This is a genomic window from Streptomyces roseofulvus, from assembly GCF_039534915.1.
GTDB classification, from domain to species: Bacteria; Actinomycetota; Actinomycetes; order Streptomycetales; family Streptomycetaceae; genus Streptomyces; species Streptomyces roseofulvus.
The window spans coordinates 2,060,888-2,080,292 of the sequence record NZ_BAAAWE010000001.1; the positions used below are offsets into that span (position 1 = coordinate 2,060,888).

The window sequence follows — 19,405 nt, forward strand, 5'->3', positions numbered from 1 at the left end:
CCGGCCGGACTCAGCCGATGATCCGGCCGCCGACCACGACCCGGCGCGGCGCCGCGAGGACGCGGACGTCCGCGCGCGGGTCCTGGTCGTAGACCACGAGGTCGGCGGGGGCGCCCTCCTCCAGGGCGGGGCGGCCGAGCCAGGCCCTGGCCCGCCAGGTGGTGGCCGAGAGGGCGTCGAGCGGCGGGATGCCGGCCTTCGTCAGCTCCTCGACCTCCTCGGCGACCAGGCCGTGGGGGAGGGAGCCGCCCGCGTCGGTGCCGACGAAGACCGGCACACCGGCGTCCCAGGCGGCGCGGACGGTGTCGTACCGGCGCTCGTGCAGCCGGCGCATATGGGCGGACCAGCGGGGGAACTTGGCCTCGCCGCCGTCGGCGAGGTGCGGGAAGGTCGCGATGTTCACCAGGGTCGGGACGATCGCGACCCCGCGCTCCGCGAAGAGCGGGATGGTCTCCTCGGTGAGCCCGGTGGCGTGCTCGACGCAGTCGATGCCCGCCTCGACCAGGTCGCGCAGCGAGTCCTCGGCGAAGCAGTGGGCGGTGACCCGGGCGCCGAGCCGGTGGGCCTCCGCGATGGCCGCCTCGACCTCGGGGCGCGGCCAGGACGGGGCCAGGTCGCCGACCTCGCGGTCGATCCAGTCGCCGACCAGCTTGACCCAGCCGTCGCCGCGGCGGGCCTCCCGGCCCACGTACTCCACCAGGTCGGCGGGCTCGATCTCGTGGGCGTAGTTGCGGATGTAGCGGCGGGTGCGGGCGATGTGCCGGCCGGCCCTGATGATCTTCGGCAGGTCCTCGCGCTCGTCGATCCACCGGGTGTCGGAGGGCGAGCCGGCGTCCCGGATCAGCAGGGTGCCGGCGTCCCGGTCGGTGAGGGCCTGCTTCTCGGCGGTGGCCTCGTCGACGGGGCCGTGCCGGTCGAGCCCGACGTGGCAGTGGGCGTCGACCAGGCCGGGCAGCGCCCAGCCGGCGACGGACACGGACTCCCCGGCGGGCCGCTCGAAGGTGATCCGCCCGCCCACGCACCAGAGTTCGTCCCGTACGTCCTCCGGGCCGACGAGCACCCGCCCCTTCACGTGCAACACCTCGTGATCGCTCATGCCTGCACTGTACGAGGGGCGGCGGAACCGGTGGGCGTACGCTGGCCACGGCCGTACCACCGACCCGAGAAGGCACCACCGTGACCGTGACACACCCGCTGCTCGACCTGGCCCCGATGACCGCCGCGCACTTCGCGTCCATCGAGCGGCGGGTCGCCGCGCTGCTCTCCACCGAGCAGGACGTGGTGATCACCCAGGGCGAGGCGCTGCTGCCCCTGGAGGGGTGCATCCGCAGCGGGGCGCGGGCCGGTTCGACCGCGCTGAACGTGGTCACCGGTCCGTACGGGCAGACCTTCGGGAACTGGCTGCGCGACTGCGGCGCCACCGTGGTCGACCTGGCGGTGCCCTTCCACACGGCGGTCACCGCCGAGCAGGTGGAGCGGGCGCTCGCCGAGCACCCGGAGATCGACTTCGTCTCGCTGGTGCACGCGGAGGCCGCCACCGGCAACACCAACCCGGTCGCGGAGATCGGCGAGGTCGTCCGCGCTCACGGCGCCCTCTTCTACCTGGACGCGGTCGCCTCGATCGGCGCCGAGCCGGTGCTGCCGGACGCCTGGGGCGTCGACATGTGCATCATCGGCGCGCAGAAGGCGATGGGCGGCCCGGCGGGCGTCTCGGCGGTGTCGGTGAGCGAGCGGGCGTGGGAGCGGTTCGCCGCCAACCCGGCCGCGCCGCGCCGCTCGTACCTCTCCCTCCTGGACTGGAAGGAGCGGTGGATCGACGGCGGCCGCAAGGCGCTGCTGCACGCCCCGGCGCAGCTGGAGATGCTGGCCCTGGAGGCGTGCGTGGAGCGGATCGAGGCGGAGGGCCTGGACCGGCTGATGGCCCGGCACGCCTCGGCCGCGGCGGCGACCCGCGCGGGCGCGGTGGCGCTGGGCGGCGGCCTGGAGCCGTACGTGTACGAGGCGGCGGACGCGGCCCCGGTGGCGACGACGCTGCGGGTCCCGGCCGACCTCGACGCCTCGGAGCTGGTGTCGAAGGCGCTGGCGGCGGACCCGTCGCTGCCGCTGATCGCGGGCGGCGGGGCGCTGGCGCGGGAGATGGTCCGGGTCAACCACTACGGGGCCGACGCGACCCCGAACGCGGTGCAGTCGTCGCTGGCCGCGCTGGGCGCCGTGCTCGGCGAGGCGGGCCGGACGGTGGACCTGGAGGGCGCGCGCCGGGCGGTCACGGCGGCCTGGCGGTAGGCAGGTCCGGTACGCGGAGGGGGCGGGGGTCGTCGTGACCCCCGCCCCCTCCGCGTATCCGCCGCCTACAGCGCGGGGTAGTCGATGTAGCCCTGGGGGCCGCCGGCGTACATGGTGGCGGGGTCCGGGGTGGCGTAGGGGCCGTCGGCCCTGAGGCGGGCGGGCAGGTCGGGGTTGGCGATGAAGAGCCTGCCGTAGGCGACGAGGTCGGTGGTGCCGTCCTCGATGAGGGCGAGGGACTCGGCGCCGGTGGGTTCGGCGCCGGTGGCCGGGTTGAGGATGAAGGTGCCGGCGAAGCGCTTGCGCAGGTCGAGGACGAGCGGGCGGCGCTCCGGGCCGGTCTCCAGGACGTGAAGGTAGGCGATGCCGACGGGCTCGATCGCGGTGAGGAGCCGCGTGTAGAGCTCGTCGGTGTCGGTCTCGCTGATGTCGTTGAGCGTGTTGGCCGGGGAGATGCGCAGGCCGGTGCGGCCGGGGCCGATCTCGGCGGCGACGGCCTTGACGACCTCGACGGCGAAGCGGATGCGGTTCTCGACCGGGCCGCCCCACTCGTCGGTGCGGTGGTTGGAGCCGGAGGCGAGGAACTGCTGGATCAGGTAGCCGTTGGCGCCGTGGATCTCGACGCCGTCGAAGCCGGCCTCGACGGCGTTGCGGGCGGCGGAGGCGAAGCCGGCGACCGCCTCGTGGACCTGGTCGGCGGTGAGCTCGCGCGGGGTGACGAAGTCCTTGGGGCCCTCGTGGGTGTAGACCTGGCCGGCGGCGGCGACGGGCGAGGGGCCGACCGGGTGGAGGTCGCCGTCGAGGAGGTCGGGGTGGCCGATCCGGCCGGTGTGCATGAGCTGGGCGAAGATCCGGCCGCCGCGCTCGTGGACGGCGTCGGTGACCCGGCGCCAGGCGGCGATCTGCTCGCGGCTGTGGAGGCCGGGGGTGTCGGGGTAGCCCTGGCCCTCGGCGACCGGCTGGATGCCCTCGCTGATGATCAGGCCGGCGGAGGCGCGCTGGGCGTAGTACTCGGCGACGATCGCGGTGGGGGTGCGGTCCCGGCCGTCGGCCCGGCTGCGGGTCATGGGGGCCATGGCGATCCGGTTGGCGAGGCGGATGCCTGCGAGGTCCACGGGGTCGAATGCGGTGGTCATGGCGGTCTCCCGGAACAATATGTGGTCGGCCAACTATTTGGCCCGCCGCCACTGTAACCCATTCATTGGCCAGCCAAGCAAAAAAGTGGGCCACCGGTAACCTGGGGGGTGAAGAGCCGCCCCGAGGAGCCCCGATGACCACAGCAGAGCCCGCCTGTACCGAGGAACTCCCGTCCGCCGCGCGCGGTGGGCCCGTCGGGCACACCCTCGCCCGGGTCTCCCGGACCCACCGGATAGCGATGGGGCGCCGCCTGCGCGAGCTGGGCCTCTACCCGGGCCAGGAGCTGATGATGATGCGGCTGTGGGACTGCGGGGCGGTCCGCCAGTCGGAGCTGATCCAGTCGCTCGGGCTCGACCCGTCGACCGTGACGAAGATGCTCCAGCGGCTCGAGCAGTGCGGATACGTGCGCCGCTCCCCCGACCCCGCCGACCGGCGGGCGGTCCTGGTCGAGGCCACGGAGCGGGGGCAGGCGCTGCGGGCCGGCGTCGAGGGCGCCTGGGCCGACCTGGAGGAGAGCTCGCTGGCCGGGCTCGGCCCGGCGGAGCGGGCCGAACTGGCCCGCCTCCTCGGCGTCCTGGCGGAGAACCTGCGCGCGGAGGCGGGCGACGCGGGCGACTGCCCGCCGATCACCTGCTGAGGGGCCGGCCCCCGCAGGGGAGGGGAACGCCTCAGCCCGCGAGGACGTCCAGGGTCCGGTCGACGTCCGCCGCCGTGTTGTACAGGTGGAACGAGGCCCGCAGGTTGCCGGCCCGCGCCGACAGCAGGACGCCCGCGGCCTCCAGGGCGTCCGCCCGGTGGCCGAGGCCCGGCACCGCGACGACCGTGGAGTCGTCCATGACCGGCCGGTGCCCGAGGGAGAGCAGCCCGGCACGGAAGCGGGCGGCGAGCCCCTTGTCGTGCGCCTCGATCCGCCCGATGCCGATCTCCTCCAGGAGCGCCAGCGAGGCGGCCGCGCCGTGGTACGAGAGGAAGGCGGCGGGCTCGTCGAACCGGCGGGCGGAGCGCGCGAGTTCGCGCACCGGGCCGTAGCTGTTGACCCACCGCTCCTCGCCGGTGACCCAGCCCGCGTGGATGGCGAGCAGGCTGTCCTGCGCCTCCTCGGTGACGGTGAGGAAGGAGGTGCCGCGCGGGCAGAGCAGGTACTTGTAGGCGCCGGCGACCGTGTAGTCCCACTCCCCCGCCGCCAGCGGCAGCCAGCCCGCGGACTGGGTGGCGTCGAGCAGGGTGCGGGCCCCGTGGGCCGCCGCGGCGGCCCGGACGGCGGCGAGGTCCGCGGTCCGCCCGTCCGCCGACTGCACGGCGGAGAGGCCGACCAGGGCGGTCTCCGGGCGGACGGACTCGGCGAGCCGCTCCAACGGCACGAAGCGGACCTTGAGGTCGCCGCGGATCGTGAAGGGCGTGATGAGGGAGGAGAAGTCGCCCTCGGGGAAGAGGATCTCGGCTCCGGCGGGCATCGACTGGGCGATCATCCCGGAGTGCACGGCGACCGAGCTGCCGACCGCGACCCGCTCGGACGCGACCCCGGCGAGCCGGGCGTAGGCGGCGCGGGCCTCGTCGACGACGTCGAAGCTGCCGGCGCCGCCGGCCCGCCCGTCCGCGGTCTCCCGCGCGAGGAGCGTGACCGCGTCGACGGAACGGCGCGGCAGCAGGCCGCAGGCGGAGGTGTTCAGATAGGTCCGCGTGGGGGCGAACTCGGCGCCGCCGAGCGGCTGATCGAGGGAGTCCATGGCCCCAGCCTGGGCTCAGCGCGACCACCCGTCAATGCCCGTGGATCATGGAGCGCCCCCAAGCGGCCCTTATCCGCGCAGGTCAGAGGGGTCAGCCGCGCGGCGGGACCGCGCAGCCGTCCGGTCCGCACGCCTCCGCGCCGTCGTCGGCGACGACGGCGACCGGCTGCAGGACGCGGCCCTGCCACGCCTGCTCCAGGGCCTGGGTGAAGACCTCGGCGGGCTGCCCGCCGGAGACGCCGTAGCGGCGGTCGAGGACGAAGAAGGGGACGCCGGTGGCGCCGAGTTCGGCGGCCTCGCGCTCGTCGTCCCGCACCGCGTCGGCGTAGGCGGTCTCGTCGGCGAGGACGGCGCGCGCCTCGGCCTCGTCGAGCCCGGCCTCCACGGCGAGGGCGATCAGCGTCTCCCCGTCGAAGACGGACCGCTCCTCGGCGAAGTTGGCCCGGTAGGCGAGGTCCAGGAGCTCGTTCTGCCGGCCGCGCTCGCGGGCGAGGTGCAGCAGCCGGTGGATGTCGAAGGTGTTGCCGTGGTCGCGGCCGTCGGTCCGGTACTCCAGGCCCTCGGCGTGCGCGTTGGACGCCACGTGCGCCTCCATGGCCCGCGCCTCGTCGAGCGTCCGCCCGTACTTCTTCGCCAGCATCTCCAGGACGGGCCCGGTGTCGCCCTTGGCGCGGTGCGGGTCCAGCTCGAAGGACCGGTGCACGACCTCGACGTCGTCCCGGTGGGCGAAGGCGGCGAGACCCTTCTCGAACCGGGCCTTGCCGATGTAGCACCAGGGACAGGCGATGTCCGACCAGATCTCTACGCGCATGGTTCTTCTTCTCCGGGGGTCGTACGGGGCGGACGGGGGTCAGTCCTCGTCCGAACGCCGACCGACCCGGATTTCATTCCGTTTCCGCCCGGGATGTGAGCCGGAGCACGCGGCGGACGCGCCGGGAGGGCCGTCCGCGGCGGTCTCCCCGCCCGTTCCGCTTCGCCCCCGGGCCGGGCCCCGGCGCGGGACCCGGCGCCGGAGGGACTCAGTGCCGGGGGACGCCCAGCGGGTTGCCGTCGCGCAGCTCCGGCGGGAGGAGGTGCTGCGGGGTCGACTGGTAGGTGACCGGGCGGAGCCAGCGCTCGATGGCGGTGGCGCCGACCGAGGTGGAGGTGGAGGTGGTGGCCGGGTAGGGGCCGCCGTGGTGCTGGGCTCCGGCCACGGCCACGCCGGTGGGCCAGCCGCCGACCAGGATCCGGCCGGCGAGCGGGGTGAGGGCGGCGAGCAGGCCGGGGGCGGCCGGGTCCTCGTCGGCGCAGTGCAGGGTGGCCGTGAGGTTGCCGGGCAGCCGGCCGAGGACGGCGGTGATCTCGGCCTCGTCGGTGTAGCGGGCGACGACGGTGACCGGGCCGAAGCACTCCTCCAGGAGGAGGCCGTGGTCGCCGTCGGCGAGCCGGGCCGCGTCGACGGTGAGGACGCCTGCGGTGACGGTGTGCTCGTCGGCGGCGCCGGGGGCGACGGGCGCCGCCACGCCGTCGAGGGCGGCCCGCTCGGTGACGCCGTCGACGAAGGCGGCCCGCATCCGGTGGTCGAGCAGGACGGCGGGGCCGGCCTGGCCGACGCCCTCGGCGAGGGCGGCGAGGAAGCGGTCGCCGTCGGCGCCGGCCGGGGCGAGGACGAAGCCGGGCTTGGTGCAGAACTGGCCGGCGCCCAGGGTCATCGAGCCGGCCAGGCCGGCCCCCAGCTCCTCGGCGCGCTCGGCTGCGGCGCCGACGGTGACGACGACCGGGTTGAGGGAGCCGAGCTCGCCGTGGAAGGGGATCGGAGCGGGGCGGGCGGCGGCGGCGTCGAAGAGCGCCCGGCCGCCGCGTACGGAGCCGGTGAAGCCGGCCGCCGCGACCAGCGGGTGGCGGACCAGCGCGACGCCCGCCTCGAAGCCGTGCAGCAGGACGACGACGTCCTCGGGGAGGCCGGCCTTGGCGGCGGCCCGGCGCAGCAGTCCGGCGGTCAGTTCGGAGGTGGCCGGGTGGTCGGGGTGGGCCTTGACGACGACGGGGCAGCCGGCGGCGAGGGCGCTGGCGGTGTCGCCGCCGGGGACGGAGAAGGCGAGCGGGAAGTTGCTGGCGGCGTAGACGGCGACCACGCCGAGCGGGATCTTCCAGCGGCGCAGGTCGGGGCGGGGCGGCACGGCCGACGGGTCGGGCAGGTCGATCCGTACGTCGAGGAAGGCGCCCTCGTCGACGACGTCGGCGAAGGCGCGCAGCTGGGCGGTGGTGCGGGCGAGTTCGCCGGTGAGCCGGGGGGCGCCGAGGGCGGTCTCGGCGTCGGCGGTGGTGACGACCTCGTCGGCGGCGGCGTCCAGGAGGTCGGCGGCGGTCCGCAGGAAGGCCGCGCGGACCGTGCGGTCGGCGAGGGACGCGCGGACGGCGTGCGCGGCGCGGACCGCGCGGTCGACCCTGTCGGCCGTGGCCTCCGTCGCGACCTGCTCGCGCCGCTTCCCCGAGCGGGGGTCCACACTCCACACTGCTGCTGCCGACACGGCCCACACCCCTGTTCACTATGATGAACGTCGTTCTTGTGCATGAACGCTTCGGGGTGGACTCTATTGACGCCACGGGCGTTCCCACAAGGTCGTCCTGGAGCCACAAGGTCCTCCGGATGTCAGGGAGAAGGGCGGGGTCATGGCGGGTGCCGACGCGAACGGTGCGCAGGTGAAGTCCGCGGTGCGGACGGTGGAGCTGCTGGAGTTCTTCGCCGGCCGGCCCGGGATGCACACGCTGGCCGCCGTCCAGGAGGCCGTCGGCTATCCCAAGTCGAGCCTGTACATGCTGCTGCGCACCCTGGTCGAGCTGGGCTGGGTGGAGACCGACGCCACCGGCACCCGGTACGGCATCGGGGTGCGGGCGCTGCTCGTGGGGACCTCGTACATCGACGGCGACGAGGTGGTGGCGGCCTCCCGGGTCACCCTGGACCGGCTCTCGGACGACACCACGGAGACCGTCCACCTGGCCCGGCTGGACGGCACCAGCGTGGTCTATCTGGCGACCCGCCAGTCCCAGCACCATCTGCGGCCCTTCACCCGGGTCGGCCGCCGGCTCCCCGCCCACTCGACCGCGCTGGGCAAGGCGCTGCTCGCCACCCACGACGACGAGCAGGTGCGGGAGCTGCTGCCGAAGAGCCTGCCGGCGGTGACCGAGCACACGATCACCGACCGGGAGCGGCTGATCGAGGAGCTGGCCGGCGTGCGCGAGCAGGGCTTCGCGGTGGACCGCGAGGAGAACACCCTCGGGCTGCGCTGCTTCGCGGTGGCGATCCCCTACCGGACCCCGGCCCGGGACGCGCTGAGCTGCTCGGTGCCGGCCGCGCGGCTGACCCCGGGCCACGAGCAGCTGATCAAGGACGCCCTCTTCGACGCGCGGGACCGACTGACGCTGGCGACCCGGCGGCTGTGAGACCCGCGTCGGCGCCGGATGCGTGCCACATGAACGTTTCCTGAGAATCGGGCCACATCCGGAACGTCACGCGCCGCCCCGTTCGTCCCCCTGGTGCCATGAACAAGACGATCAGGCGCACCTCGGTCTTCGTGCTGCTCCTCGTGCTCGCCCTCCTCGGGCGGGCCACCTGGGTGCAGGCGTACGAGAACAAGGCGCTCGCGAACGACAGCAAGAACCGGCGGAAGACGATCGCGCAGTACGCGCAGCCGCTCGGGAACATCGTCGTGGCCGGCTCGCCGGTCACCGGCTCGAAGCGCACCGAGAGCGGTGATCTCGCGTACGAGCGCAGCTACCCGGACGGCGAGCTGTACGCGGCGGTCACGGGCTACAGCTCGCAGGCGTACGGCGCCACCCAGCTGGAGGGCATCTACTCCGGGATCCTGGACGGCACCGACGACCGGCTGAAGAACCCCGTGGACGTGGTCACCCGCAAGCAGCAGGAGCCGGGCACGGTCGTCACCACGATCGACCCGGAGGTGCAGAAGGCCGGCTACCGGGCGCTGGGGAGCAAGAAGGGCGCGGCGGTCGCGATCGACCCGGCGAGCGGACGGATCCTCGCCATGGTCTCCACGCCCTCCTACGACCCCTCGGCCATCGCCGGCACGACCGACGGCGACGCGTGGAAGAAGCTGACGGAGGATCCGGACAAGCCGCTGGTGAACCGGGCGCTGCGGCAGCCGCTGCCGCCCGGCTCCACCTTCAAGCTGGTGGTCGCGGCCGCCGCCCTGGAGGACGGCCTGTACTCCTCGGTGGACGTGCGGACGGAGAGCCCGGACCCGTACACCCTGCCGGGCACCCGCACGGTCCTGAGGAACGAGAACGCCTCCGCGCCCTGCGAGAACGCCACGATCCGCACCGCGCTCCAGTACTCCTGCAACAACGTCTTCGCCAAGATGGCCGCCGACCTGGGGCAGGACAAGGTGCGGGCGATGGCGGAGAAGTTCGGCTTCGACGACGACGAGCGGGACGTGCCGGTCCGGGCGTACGCGAGCGTCTACCCGTCCGGGATGGACCGGGCGCAGACCGCGCTCACCGGCATCGGGCAGTTCGACGTCACCGCGACCCCGCTCCAGATGGCGATGGTCTCGGCGGTGATCGCCAACGACGGGCAGCTGGCCTCCCCGCACATGGTCTCCGAGGTGGTCGACTCCGACGGCGACGCGCTGGAGTCCTTCGACGACGGCGACACCACCCGGATCGTCTCCTCGGCCACCGCGGAGCAGCTGCGCAGCGCGATGGTGACGGTGGTGGAGGAGGGCACCGGCAGCAACGCGGCGGTCGCGGGCGCCGAGGTCGGCGGCAAGACGGGCACGGCGCAGCACGGCGAGAACAACAGCAAGACGCCGTACGCCTGGTTCACCTCCTACGCGAAGGACCCGTCGACGGGGAAGCAGGTGGCGGTGGCCGTGATGATCGAGGACTCGGGCGCGGCCCGCTCGGAGGTCAGCGGCAACGGCCTGGCGGCGCCGGTGGCGCAGAAGATGATGGCGGCGGCGCTGAGGTGACGCCGGGCTGACGCCGGGGCGCGTCCCGAAGTGGGGCCCGCGGGGGCCGGATTGGCCCCCGCGGGCCCTCGTGCGATAGGCAGGGACACGCTCGAACAGAAGATGCGTTCCCGAACTGTCGATCTTGCTCCGCGGAGGACCGTCGTGCGTCGCCTGCCCCGTTCGCTGTCCGGCTGGACCATGGCGGTCTTCGGCCTCCTCGCCGCCGTCCTCGGGGTGGTGGGCCTGGTCGCCCCGGACGCCCTGCTCACGGTGATGGGCTTCGAGCCGGTGCCGGACGGGGCGCGGGCCGAGGGCGACCACACGCTGGTCTTCCTCACCGCCTCCTCGATGGCCGCGCTCAACATGGGCGTCTACTACGTGCTCGCCGCGCTCTCCGACTGGCGGGCGTTCTTCCGCTGGACGGTCCCCTTCCGGCTGCTCACCTGCGCGGTCTTCACCCTCGCGGTCGTCACGGAGCGGGCCCCGTCCGGTTTCCTCGGGGTGGGCCTGTGGGAGGGGCTCGGTGCCGTGGTCACGGGTGCGGCGCTGTGGTACGAGCGGAAGGGCGCCGCGCGCCGGGAATAGGGCAGGTGCCCGATCCCCCGGGGCCGCCTCAGACGCCACGCTCCGTCCATGCGCTGGTATCTGACAGGTGTGGTGGTGTCCGGGTTCGGGACGACGGCGATGTGGCTGGTCTCCGGGATCTGGGTCAAGTCGCTGACGGGTTCGGACGGTCTCGCGGCCCTCACCGCCTTCGCCCTCTGGGCCCCGGCCCTGCTCGGGCCGCTGCTCGGCACGCTCGCGGACCGGGTGCGCCGCCGTCCGCTGCTGGTCGCGCTCGACCTGGCGATGGCCGCCGTCCTCCCGCTGCTGCTCTGGGTGACCTCGGCCGACCGGGTGTGGCTGCTCTTCGCCGTCCTCGTGCTGTACGGGGCGCAGGGCGCCGTCCACGACGCGGCCGAGCAGGCGCTGCTCTCGGCCGGCGTCGGCAAGGAGCGGCTCGGCTCCGTCAACGGCTGGCGCATGACCGCCGGCGAGTCCGTGAAGCTGATCGCCCCGCTGGCCGCGGCGGGGCTCTTCGCCCGGTACGGGGGCGGTCCCGTCGCCCTCCTGGACGCAGCGACCTTCGTCCTGGCCGCCGCCGCCTTCGCCGCGATGCGGGTCCGGGAGGAGCGGCCGGTGTCCGCCGTCCCCCGCGCCCGGGGCGCCTGGCGGCGGGAGACCGCCGAGGGCGTCCGGCTGCTCGCCGCCTCCCCGGTCCTGCGGCCGCTGGTCGCCACCGGGGCGTTCACGATGCTGCTCGCCGGGGTGAACGGGGCGGCGGTGTACGCGGTGGTGGACCAGGGGCTCGGCCGGCCGCCCGCGTACGCCGGGGTGCTGTACGCGGTGCAGGGCGCCGGTTCGGTCCTCGCGGGCCTGACCGCCGGGCCGCTGCTGCGCCGGGTGCCGGAGCAGCTGCTCGCCGCCGCCGGGCTCGCCCTCTTCGCGGCGGCGGCCGGGCTGCGGGCGCTGCCCTTCGACGCGACGGCCCTGGCCGCGAGCGCGGTGATCGGGGTGGGCCTGCCGTGGGTGCTGGTGGCGGCGATGACGGGGGTGCAGAAGGAGGCCCCGGCGGGGGCGGCGGGACGGATCGCGGCGACCGCGAACACGGTCCTCTTCGTGCCGAACGCGGTGGCCCTGGCCCTGGGCGCGGCCCTGGTCACGGCCGTGGACGCGCGGCTGCTGCTGCCGGTGCTCGCGGTGGCGGGGCTGGCCTGGGCGGCGGTCACGGCGGCCGCCCCGGCACGCGCGCGGACCGGGGCCGCGGCCGGTTCCCCGTAGCGCCCGGATCCTGGTCGGCCCCCTTCGTGGTGCGTCGCCGCGAGGGGCCGGGGAGCATGGAAGGGGCGGCGGGCTCGGCGGGAGGAGGGCAGGGTGACGGCCGGTTCCTTCCCGGAGACGGGCACGGGGACGGAGGAGGGTCGCGGCGGCGTGCCCCGCGGCCCCGGAGGTCCGGGCCCGGGCGGTGGCGCGGCCGGGCCGCCCGGCGGCCCGGTGTCCCGGTCGTCCTTCGACGCGCGGGGGCTGCTCGACGTGCTCGGGGTGGCCGCCGTGGTGGTGGATTCGGCCGGCCGGATCGTGCTGTGGAGCCCGCAGGCGGAGACGCTCTTCGGCTACCGGGCCGACGAGGCCCTCGGCCGGTACGTGGCCCGGCTGATCGTCGGCGAGGAGCACCGGTCCGAGGCGATGCGGCTCTTCGGCGAGGTGCTGGGCCGCGGCACCACCTGGGCGGGCACCTTCCCCGTACGGCACAAGGACGGATCGACCCGCCAGGTCGAGTTCCGCAACATGCGGCTCACCGACGACCTGGGCGACCTGTACGCGCTCGGCATCTGCGCCGACCGGACCGCCGTGGCCCGGGTGGAGACCGAACTGGCCCTCTCCGACCGGCTGGTCGACCAGTCCCCGATCGGCCTGGCGGTCCTCGACACGGAGCTGCGGTACGCGCTGGTCAACCCGGCGCTCGAACGGTTCAACGGGCTGCCGGCCGACCGGCACCTGGGCCGGCGCCCCTCCGAGGTGCTGCCGGGCGTGGACGCGGCGCCGCTGGAGGAGGCGGCCCGGCGGGTGCTGGAGACCGGGAAGCCGCTCCTCGACCTCCAGGTGCTGGGCTCGACCCCGTCCGACCCGGGGGGCGGCGAGCACGCCTGGTCGGTGTCGTTCTACCGGCTGGAGGCGGTCGGCGGCCGGGTCCTCGGCGTGGCGGCCTGGGTCGTCGACGTGACCGAGCGGTACCGGGCGGACGCGGCGGCCGACCGGTCCCGGCGGCGGCTCGCGCTGATCGCGGACGCCTCGGCCCGGGTCGGCACCACCCTGGAGGTCGAGCGGACCGCCGACGAGCTGGCGTCGGTGGTGGTGCCCGCGCTCGCCGACGTGGCGGCCGTCGACGTCCTCGACTCGGTGCTCTCGCTGCGCCGGCCGGGCGCCCCCGAGCAGGGCCCGGCGCTCTTCCGGGCGCTCGCGGTGAAGGCCGGGCACGAGACGGAGGCGCTCGCGGCGGCCGACCCGCCCGGTTCGGTCGCGCTGTACGGCGCCGACCGGCTGGTCACCCGGTGCGTGCACACCGGGCAGCCGGTCCTGGTGGCCCGGGTCGGCGCGGCGGACCTGCCCCGGATCGCGCGCGACCCCGAGGCGGCCCGGCTGCTGGCGCGGGCCGGGGTCCACTCGTACCTGGCGGTGCCGCTGATCGCGCGCGGCGAGGTGCTGGGGGCGCTCGACCTCAAGCGGGACCGGCACAACCCGCTCCCCTTCGACGCCGACGACGTGCTGCTCGCCCTGGAGCTGGCCGCCCGGGCGGCGGTGAGCATCGACAACGCCCGCTGGTACCAGAGCGTGCGGAACTCGGCGGTGACCCTCCAGCGCAGTCTGCTGCCCGGCGACCCGCCCGAGCGCCCCGGCCTGGAGGCGGCCGCCCGCTACCAGCCCGCCCAGGAGTCCGTCGAGGTCGGCGGCGACTGGTACGACGTCATCGCGCTGTCCGGCGAGAAGACCGCCCTGGTGGTCGGGGACGTGATGGGCAGCGGCATCGACGCGGCGGCGACCATGGGACGGCTGCGGACCGCCACCCGCGCCTTCGCCGACCTCGACCTCTCCCCCACCCAGGTGCTGCGGCACCTGGACCGGATCACGGTCGGCCTGGAGCACCCCATCGCCACCTGCCTCTTCGCGGTGTACGAGCCCCGCCCGGGCCGCTGCCGGATCGCCAACGCCGGCCACCTGCCGCCGGTGCGCCTCCCGGCGGACGGCCCGGCCGAGCTGGTCGGACTCTCCACCGGCCTGCCGCTCGGCGTCGGCGGCGGCGCCTTCCGCACCGCGCGGGTGCCCTTCCTGCCCGGCGACCGGCTGGTGCTCTACACCGACGGGCTGATCGAGACCCGGGACACCGCCATCGACGAACGTCTCGCACTGCTCGTCGGCCTCGTCGAGGCCACCCGCGAGCTCTCCCTGGAGGAGAGCTGCGACCTGCTGCTGCGGGAGCTGCGCCGGCCCGGCGCCCAGGACGACGTGGCCCTGCTCATCGCCCGGAGCACGGGATGACGGGCCGCCGGGACGGGCCGCCGTCGGCGCACGGCTCCGGTCTGCGGAGCCTCGCCGGACAGGTGCTCGCCCTGGAGGCGCTGATCGCGGTCCTGGTGATCGTGGCGGCCGTGCTCGTCACCTTCCAGCAGGCCCGGCAGGACGTGCTGCGGGACGCCCGGGTGCGGTCGCTCGCGGTGGCGGAGGCCTTCGCGAAGGCGCCCGGCGTGGACGAGGCGCTGGCCGCGCCGGACCCGACGGCCGCGCTCCAGGCGCGGGCGGAGCAGACCCGGGTGGCGACCGGGGTCGACTTCGTCGCCGTGCTCGCCCCGGACGGGACGCGGTACACGGACGCCGAGCGCGGGCTGATCGGCCAGAAGGCGACCGGGGACCTGTCCCGGGCGGTGGTGGACGGCGAGTCGTACACGGAGACCTTCCACGGGGCGCCGAACGACGCGGTGCGGGCCGTCGTGCCGGTGGTGGACGACGAGGGCCGGATCGTCGGCATGGTGACGAGCGGCATCGAGGTGCAGTCGATCAGCGAGGTGGTGCAGGGCCGGCTGGTGGTGCTGCTCGCCGCGGGCGGCGGGGCGCTGCTGCTCGCGGTGGGCGGGGCGGCGCTGGTGTCGCGGCGGCTGCGGCGGCAGACGCACGGCCTGGGCCCGGCCGAGATGACCCGGATGAAGGAGCACCACGAGGCGGTGCTGCACGCCGTCCGCGAGGGGGTGCTGATCGTCGGCGCCGACGGGCGGCTGCTGCTCGCCAACGACGAGGCGCGGCGGCTGCTGGCGCTGCCGGCGGACGCCGAGCGGCGTCCGGTCGCAGAGCTCGGGCTCGATCCGCGGACGGTCGAACTGCTGCAGTCCGGGCGGACCGCGACGGACGAGGTGCACCGGGCGGGCGACCGGCTCCTCGCGGTGAGCGTGCGGCCGACCCTGGCGGACGGCTCCGGGTCGGGCAGCGTGATGACGATGCGGGACACCACCGAGCTGGCCGCGCTGTCCGGGCGGGCGGAGGTGGCGCGGGGCCGGCTCCAGCTGCTGTACGAGGCGGGGGTGCGGATCGGGACGACCCTGGAGGTGGTCCGGACGGCGGAGGAGCTGGCGGAGGTGGCGGTGCCGCGGTTCGCCGACTTCGCGACCGTGGAGCTGCTCGAACCGGTGCTGCGCGGCGAGGAGCCGCCGCAGGACGCGACGCTGGCGGAGATGCGGCGGACGGCGCTGACCGGGGTGCGGGCGGAGCAGCCGCTCCAGCCGGTCGGCGAGGTGATCCGCTTCCACGTGCCGAGCACGCCGATGTCCACGGCGCTGGCCGGCGGGCACGCGGTGGTGCAGGAGGAGCTGGCGGCGGCGGACGGCTGGCGGGCGCAGGACCCGGAGGGGGCGGCGCGGGCGCTGGCGTACGGGATGCACTCGCTGGTCACGGTGCCGCTGCTGGCCCGGGGCGTGGTGCTGGGGATGGCGAACTTCTGGCGGGCGGACACGCCGGAGCCGTTCGGGGAGGACGACCTGGAGTTCGCCGAGGAGCTGGCGGCACGGGCGGCGGTGGCGATCGACAACGCCCGCCGGTTCACCCGGGAGCACGCGATGGCGGTGACGCTCCAGCGGAGCCTGCTGCCCCGGGTGCTGCCCGAGCAGGACGCGGTGGAGGTGGCGTACCGCTATCTGCCGGCGAAGGCGGGGGTCGGCGGCGACTGGTTCGACGTGATCCCGCTGCCGGGGGCGCGGGTGGCGCTGGTGGTGGGCGACGTGGTGGGGCACGGGCTGCACGCGGCGGCGACGATGGGGCGGCTGCGGACGGCGGTGCACAACTTCTCGACGCTGGACGTGCCGCCGGACGAGATCCTGGGGCATCTGGACGAGCTGACCGGGCGGATCGACGAGGAGGCGGAGCCGGCGGCCGCGGCGGGCGACGGCGGCCGGGGCCGGCCGGAGGAGACCATCACCGGCGCGACCTGCCTGTACGCGATCTACGACCCGGCGTCCGGGGTGTGCTCGGTGGCGAGCGCCGGGCATCCGGGTCCCGCGGTGGTGCACGCGGACGGGCGGGTGGAGTTCCCGCCGCTGCCGCCGGGGCTGCCGCTGGGCCTGGGGCTCGGGGACGTGCCGTTCGAGTCGACGGAGCTGCGGCTGCCGGAGGGCAGCAAGCTGGTGCTGTTCACGGACGGGCTCCTGGAGGACCAGGGGCGGGACGTGGGGACGGGGCTGCGGCTGCTGCGCCGGACGCTGGAGCGGCCGGAGCGGAGCCCCGAGCAGATCTGCGCGGACGTGCTGGCGAGCCTGCTGTCGCCGGCGCCCCGGGACGACATCGCGCTGCTGGTGGCGCGGACCCGACGGCTGCCGGCCGACCGGATCGCCGAGTGGGAGGTGGCGCGGGACCCGGCGGCGGTGTCGCCGGTGCGGAACGCGGCGGCGGCCAAGCTCGGCGAGTGGGGGCTCGACGAGGCGGTCTTCGCGGTGGAGCTGATCCTGAGCGAGCTGGTCACCAACGCGGTGCGGTACGGGGCGGACCCGGTGCGGGTGCGGCTGCTGTACGACCGGCGGCTGGTGTGCGAGGTGTCGGACGGGAGCAGCACCTCGCCGCATCTGCGGCACGCGGCGGAGACCGACGAGGGCGGGCGGGGCCTGTATCTGGTGGCGCGGTTCGCGGAGCGGTGGGGGACGCGGTACGGGCGGCGGGGGAAGACGATCTGGGCGGAGCTGCGGGTGGGGACGGACGGCGGGGACGGTGCTCCGGAGGGCGGGGGTCCGGCGCCGGCGCTCGACCTGGACACGCTGGAGAAGTTGGCCTGGTGAGCGGCGGGCCGCGATCACCGGCCCACATGGTATACCAAAAGGGTTCCCGTCAGACTCCGAAGGAGAGCTCCGTGAGCCCCAGCCTCCGCACCGCGACCCTCTTCCACGACGTACGGCCCCTCGGCGGGCCCGCCGGCGACCTGATCGCCGTCGACGGGGTGCTCGTCGCGGAGCTTCCCGAGGGCGTGGCCGTGGAGCGGGTCGACGGCGGCGGACGCCTCGCGCTGCCGACCCTGGTCGACGCGCACATCCACCCGGACAAGACCTCCTGGGGCGAGCCCTGGCACCGCCGCCGCCCCGCCGCGGGCATCGCCGACTACGTGGCGGGGGACGTCGAGCTGGCCCGCGCCCTGCCCACCCCGGTGGGCGAGCGGGCGCTGCGCCTGATGTCCCACGCGGCGGCCCGGGGCACCCGCGCGATGCGGGCCCACGCGGACGTGGCCCCCGCCTTCGGCCTGGCCGGGATCGAGGGTGTCGCGGAGGCCGCCGCGCGGCTGGCCGGGATCGTCGACGTCGAACTGGTCGCCTTCCCGCAGCACGGCGTGGTCCGCGAGCCGGGGGCGGCGGAGCTGCTGGCGGAGGCGGCGGCGAGCGGTCTGGTCAGCCATCTCGGCGGCATCGACCCGACCGGCTTCGACGCCTCCGGCGGCGGGGAGGGCGACCAGCTGGGGCTGGTCTTCGGACTGGCCGAGAAGCACGGCCTGGGCCTCGACATCCACCTGCACGACCGGGGCGAGCCGGGTCTGGCCGTGATCCGGGACATCGCCGCCCGCACCCGCGCCGCCGGTCTCCACGGCAGGGTGGCGGTGGCGCACGCCTTCGCCGTCGCGGGTCTGGCCGGCCGGGAGCTGGACGCGATGGCGGACCTGCTGGCGGAGTCGGGGGTGGCGCTGACCACGGTGGCCCTGGGCGAGACGACGGTGCTGCCGTTCCGGCGGCTCGCCGAGCGCGGGGTGACGGTCGGCCTCGGTTCGGACGGCGTCCGTGACAGCTGGAGCCCGTACGGCGACGCCGACATGCTGCACCGCGCCTGGCTGGCCGGCTGGGCCCTGGACGCCCGGCTCGACGAGGAGCTGGAGGCGTGCTTCGGGATCGCCGCGCACGGCGGCGCGGCGCTGATGGGCCTGCCCGCCGCCGACCTGCGCCCGGGCTCCCCGGCCGACTTCATGCTGGTGGAGGGCGAGTGCCTGCCGCAGGTCGTGGTGGACCTGCCGCGCCGGGACCTGGTGGTCCGGGCGGGCCGGGTGGTGGCCAGGGACGGGCGCCTGGTCGGCTAGCCGAGCCGCGCCAGGGCGGCGCGGACCGCCGCCAGGTCGGCGTCGGAGGCCAGGCCCGCGTGGTAGAGCCGGAGTTCGGTGGCGCCCTCGGCGAGGGCGCGCGCGGCGTCCTCGGCGAGCCGGCCGGGGGCGCCGCCCATGCCGCTGACGACGGAGAGGTTGGCGGCGAGGGTCGAGCCGGCCGGCAGGTGGGCGGCGAAGGGGGCGAGCCGGCCGGGGCGGGCGACCACGCCGTCGGCGAGGCCGAGGACGTGCGCGGGGTCCGTGCCGGCGTCGGCGCCGCAGGCGTACGGGTCCGGGTCGGCGTGCAGCAGGACCCGGAAGCCGGGCGGGGCGGCGGCCCGGACGGCGGCGACGGCCGCCTCCTGGAAGGCGCGGGCGGTCCGGGCGCGCCAGCCGAGGACGGGCTCGGCGAGCTCGCCGAGCTCCCCGGCGGGTCCGGTGCCGGCCCAGACGGGGGCGAGGGCGGCGCGGACGGCGGCGGCCAGCGCGTCGGGGTCGGCGCCCCCGTCCGCGTACCCCTGCCGGCAGTGGGGGCAGAAGCAGAGCGAGAGCAGCAGTCGGGCGCGGTTGCCGAGCGGGACGCCGCCGGTCTTGTCGTGGGCGTGCAGATGGGCGTAGCCGTACCAGCCGCAGGACTCCAGTTCGGTGCCGGCCGCGCCGGGGCGGACGGCGGCCTCCGCGGCGAGGTCCACCAGGAGGGCGCGGACCTCGGGGTGGGCGACGCAGGGGGCCCAGGGGTAGCGGTCGCCGTGCGCGTTGACGACCGAGGTGTCCGGATGGTCCGCGCCGAGCCGGGAGTTGTGGGCGAGGACGACCCAGCTGTGCACGGCGAGGCCGGTGCCGTCGAGGGCCTCGGCGGCGCGCGCCCAGGCGTCGCCGGGGGCCCAGTCGCCCGCCGGGTACGGGGCGAGTCGGCGGCCGGCCCAGCGGTCCGGGTCCACGGGGTGGAGCACGGCGGCGTGTTCGGCGGTGACGACCCGGTGGGCCGGGTGACGGGGGGTGAGCGCCCGGGTGGAGTGGTAGGCCGCGGCCAGGGTGACCTGCTGGACGCCGAGGCCGGCGAGGAGCGCGGGCGCGGCGGGGTCGCCGTCGACGTCCCAGGGGTAGAGGAAGGCTCCCGCGCGGGGACGGGCGGGGGTGGTCACGGGCGCTCCCGGAGTACGCGGCACAGA

15 protein-coding genes are annotated in these 19,405 nt (G+C 75.8%); 9 read left to right on the top strand and 6 right to left on the bottom strand.

Annotated features, from left to right (window positions below; translation table 11 throughout):
* Window positions 1-10: 10 nt before the first annotated feature.
* Entirely contained in the window at window positions 11-1,096 is a 1,086-nt protein-coding gene (locus ABFY03_RS09510; RefSeq protein ID WP_346169680.1) for an amidohydrolase family protein, read from the bottom strand.
* 86 nt (window positions 1,097-1,182) lie between these two features.
* On the opposite strand from ABFY03_RS09510, the gene ABFY03_RS09515 reads away from it, so the two are divergent.
* On the top strand, window positions 1,183-2,283 hold the full coding sequence (locus tag ABFY03_RS09515; RefSeq protein WP_346172225.1) for a pyridoxal-phosphate-dependent aminotransferase family protein: 1,101 nt from the start codon (window positions 1,183-1,185) through the stop codon (window positions 2,281-2,283).
* 65 nt (window positions 2,284-2,348) lie between these two features.
* Here the strand turns inward: ABFY03_RS09515 and ABFY03_RS09520 are convergent, their stop codons facing one another.
* Complete coding sequence (locus tag ABFY03_RS09520) at window positions 2,349-3,419, bottom strand: alkene reductase (protein ID WP_319011068.1); 1,071 nt, start codon at window positions 3,417-3,419, stop codon at window positions 2,349-2,351.
* A gap of 134 nt (window positions 3,420-3,553) precedes the next feature.
* On the opposite strand from ABFY03_RS09520, the gene ABFY03_RS09525 reads away from it, so the two are divergent.
* Window positions 3,554-4,057: a MarR family winged helix-turn-helix transcriptional regulator gene (locus ABFY03_RS09525; protein ID WP_319011069.1), complete on the top strand. Its 504-nt coding sequence runs from the start codon at window positions 3,554-3,556 to the stop codon at window positions 4,055-4,057.
* Window positions 4,058-4,088: 31 nt separating this feature from the next.
* Here ABFY03_RS09525 and ABFY03_RS09530 read toward each other — a convergent pair whose 3' ends face one another.
* From ABFY03_RS09530 to ABFY03_RS09540, 3 genes are all read right to left on the bottom strand, one after another.
* The gene (locus ABFY03_RS09530) at window positions 4,089-5,147 is read right to left on the bottom strand and encodes an aminotransferase class V-fold PLP-dependent enzyme (RefSeq protein WP_346169681.1); all 1,059 of its coding nucleotides are present in this window, start codon (window positions 5,145-5,147) and stop codon (window positions 4,089-4,091) included.
* 91 nt (window positions 5,148-5,238) lie between these two features.
* A complete protein-coding gene (locus tag ABFY03_RS09535; RefSeq protein ID WP_319011071.1) occupies window positions 5,239-5,958 on the bottom strand; it encodes a DsbA family oxidoreductase in 720 nt (239 codons plus the stop codon).
* Between the two features lie 208 nt (window positions 5,959-6,166).
* Complete coding sequence (locus tag ABFY03_RS09540) at window positions 6,167-7,660, bottom strand: aldehyde dehydrogenase (NADP(+)) (protein WP_346169682.1); 1,494 nt, start codon at window positions 7,658-7,660, stop codon at window positions 6,167-6,169.
* Between the two features lie 142 nt (window positions 7,661-7,802).
* On the opposite strand from ABFY03_RS09540, the gene ABFY03_RS09545 reads away from it, so the two are divergent.
* The 7 genes from ABFY03_RS09545 (at window position 7,803) to ABFY03_RS09575 (ending at window position 18,230) form a co-directional block, all read left to right on the top strand.
* Complete coding sequence (locus ABFY03_RS09545) at window positions 7,803-8,573, top strand: IclR family transcriptional regulator (protein ID WP_319011073.1); 771 nt, start codon at window positions 7,803-7,805, stop codon at window positions 8,571-8,573.
* A 98-nt stretch (window positions 8,574-8,671) separates the two neighbouring features.
* The gene (locus ABFY03_RS09550; RefSeq protein WP_346169683.1) at window positions 8,672-10,120 is read left to right on the top strand and encodes a peptidoglycan D,D-transpeptidase FtsI family protein; all 1,449 of its coding nucleotides are present in this window, start codon (window positions 8,672-8,674) and stop codon (window positions 10,118-10,120) included.
* Window positions 10,121-10,300: 180 nt separating this feature from the next.
* On the top strand, window positions 10,301-10,687 hold the full coding sequence (locus tag ABFY03_RS09555) for a hypothetical protein (protein WP_346172226.1): 387 nt from the start codon (window positions 10,301-10,303) through the stop codon (window positions 10,685-10,687).
* A 48-nt stretch (window positions 10,688-10,735) separates the two neighbouring features.
* A complete protein-coding gene (locus tag ABFY03_RS09560) occupies window positions 10,736-11,923 on the top strand; it encodes an MFS transporter (RefSeq protein WP_346169684.1) in 1,188 nt (395 codons plus the stop codon).
* A 93-nt stretch (window positions 11,924-12,016) separates the two neighbouring features.
* On the top strand, window positions 12,017-14,179 hold the full coding sequence (locus tag ABFY03_RS09565) for a SpoIIE family protein phosphatase (protein WP_386723528.1): 2,163 nt from the start codon (window positions 12,017-12,019) through the stop codon (window positions 14,177-14,179).
* Window positions 14,176-16,953 carry a SpoIIE family protein phosphatase gene (locus tag ABFY03_RS09570; RefSeq protein ID WP_319011076.1) on the top strand — a complete coding sequence of 926 codons (2,778 nt, stop codon included), beginning with the start codon at window positions 14,176-14,178 and terminating at the stop codon, window positions 16,951-16,953. The genes ABFY03_RS09565 and ABFY03_RS09570 overlap by 4 nt, the downstream gene beginning before the upstream one ends.
* A 71-nt stretch (window positions 16,954-17,024) precedes the next feature.
* Window positions 17,025-18,230, top strand: a complete 1,206-nt coding sequence (locus ABFY03_RS09575) for an amidohydrolase (RefSeq protein ID WP_346169685.1) — start codon at window positions 17,025-17,027, stop codon at window positions 18,228-18,230.
* Here the strand turns inward: ABFY03_RS09575 and ABFY03_RS09580 are convergent.
* Window positions 18,227-19,378 (bottom strand): hypothetical protein, encoded by a 1,152-nt coding sequence (locus ABFY03_RS09580; RefSeq protein ID WP_346169686.1) that lies wholly within the window; start codon window positions 19,376-19,378, stop codon window positions 18,227-18,229. The genes ABFY03_RS09575 and ABFY03_RS09580 overlap by 4 nt on opposite strands.
* Window positions 19,379-19,405: the final 27 nt, after the last annotated feature.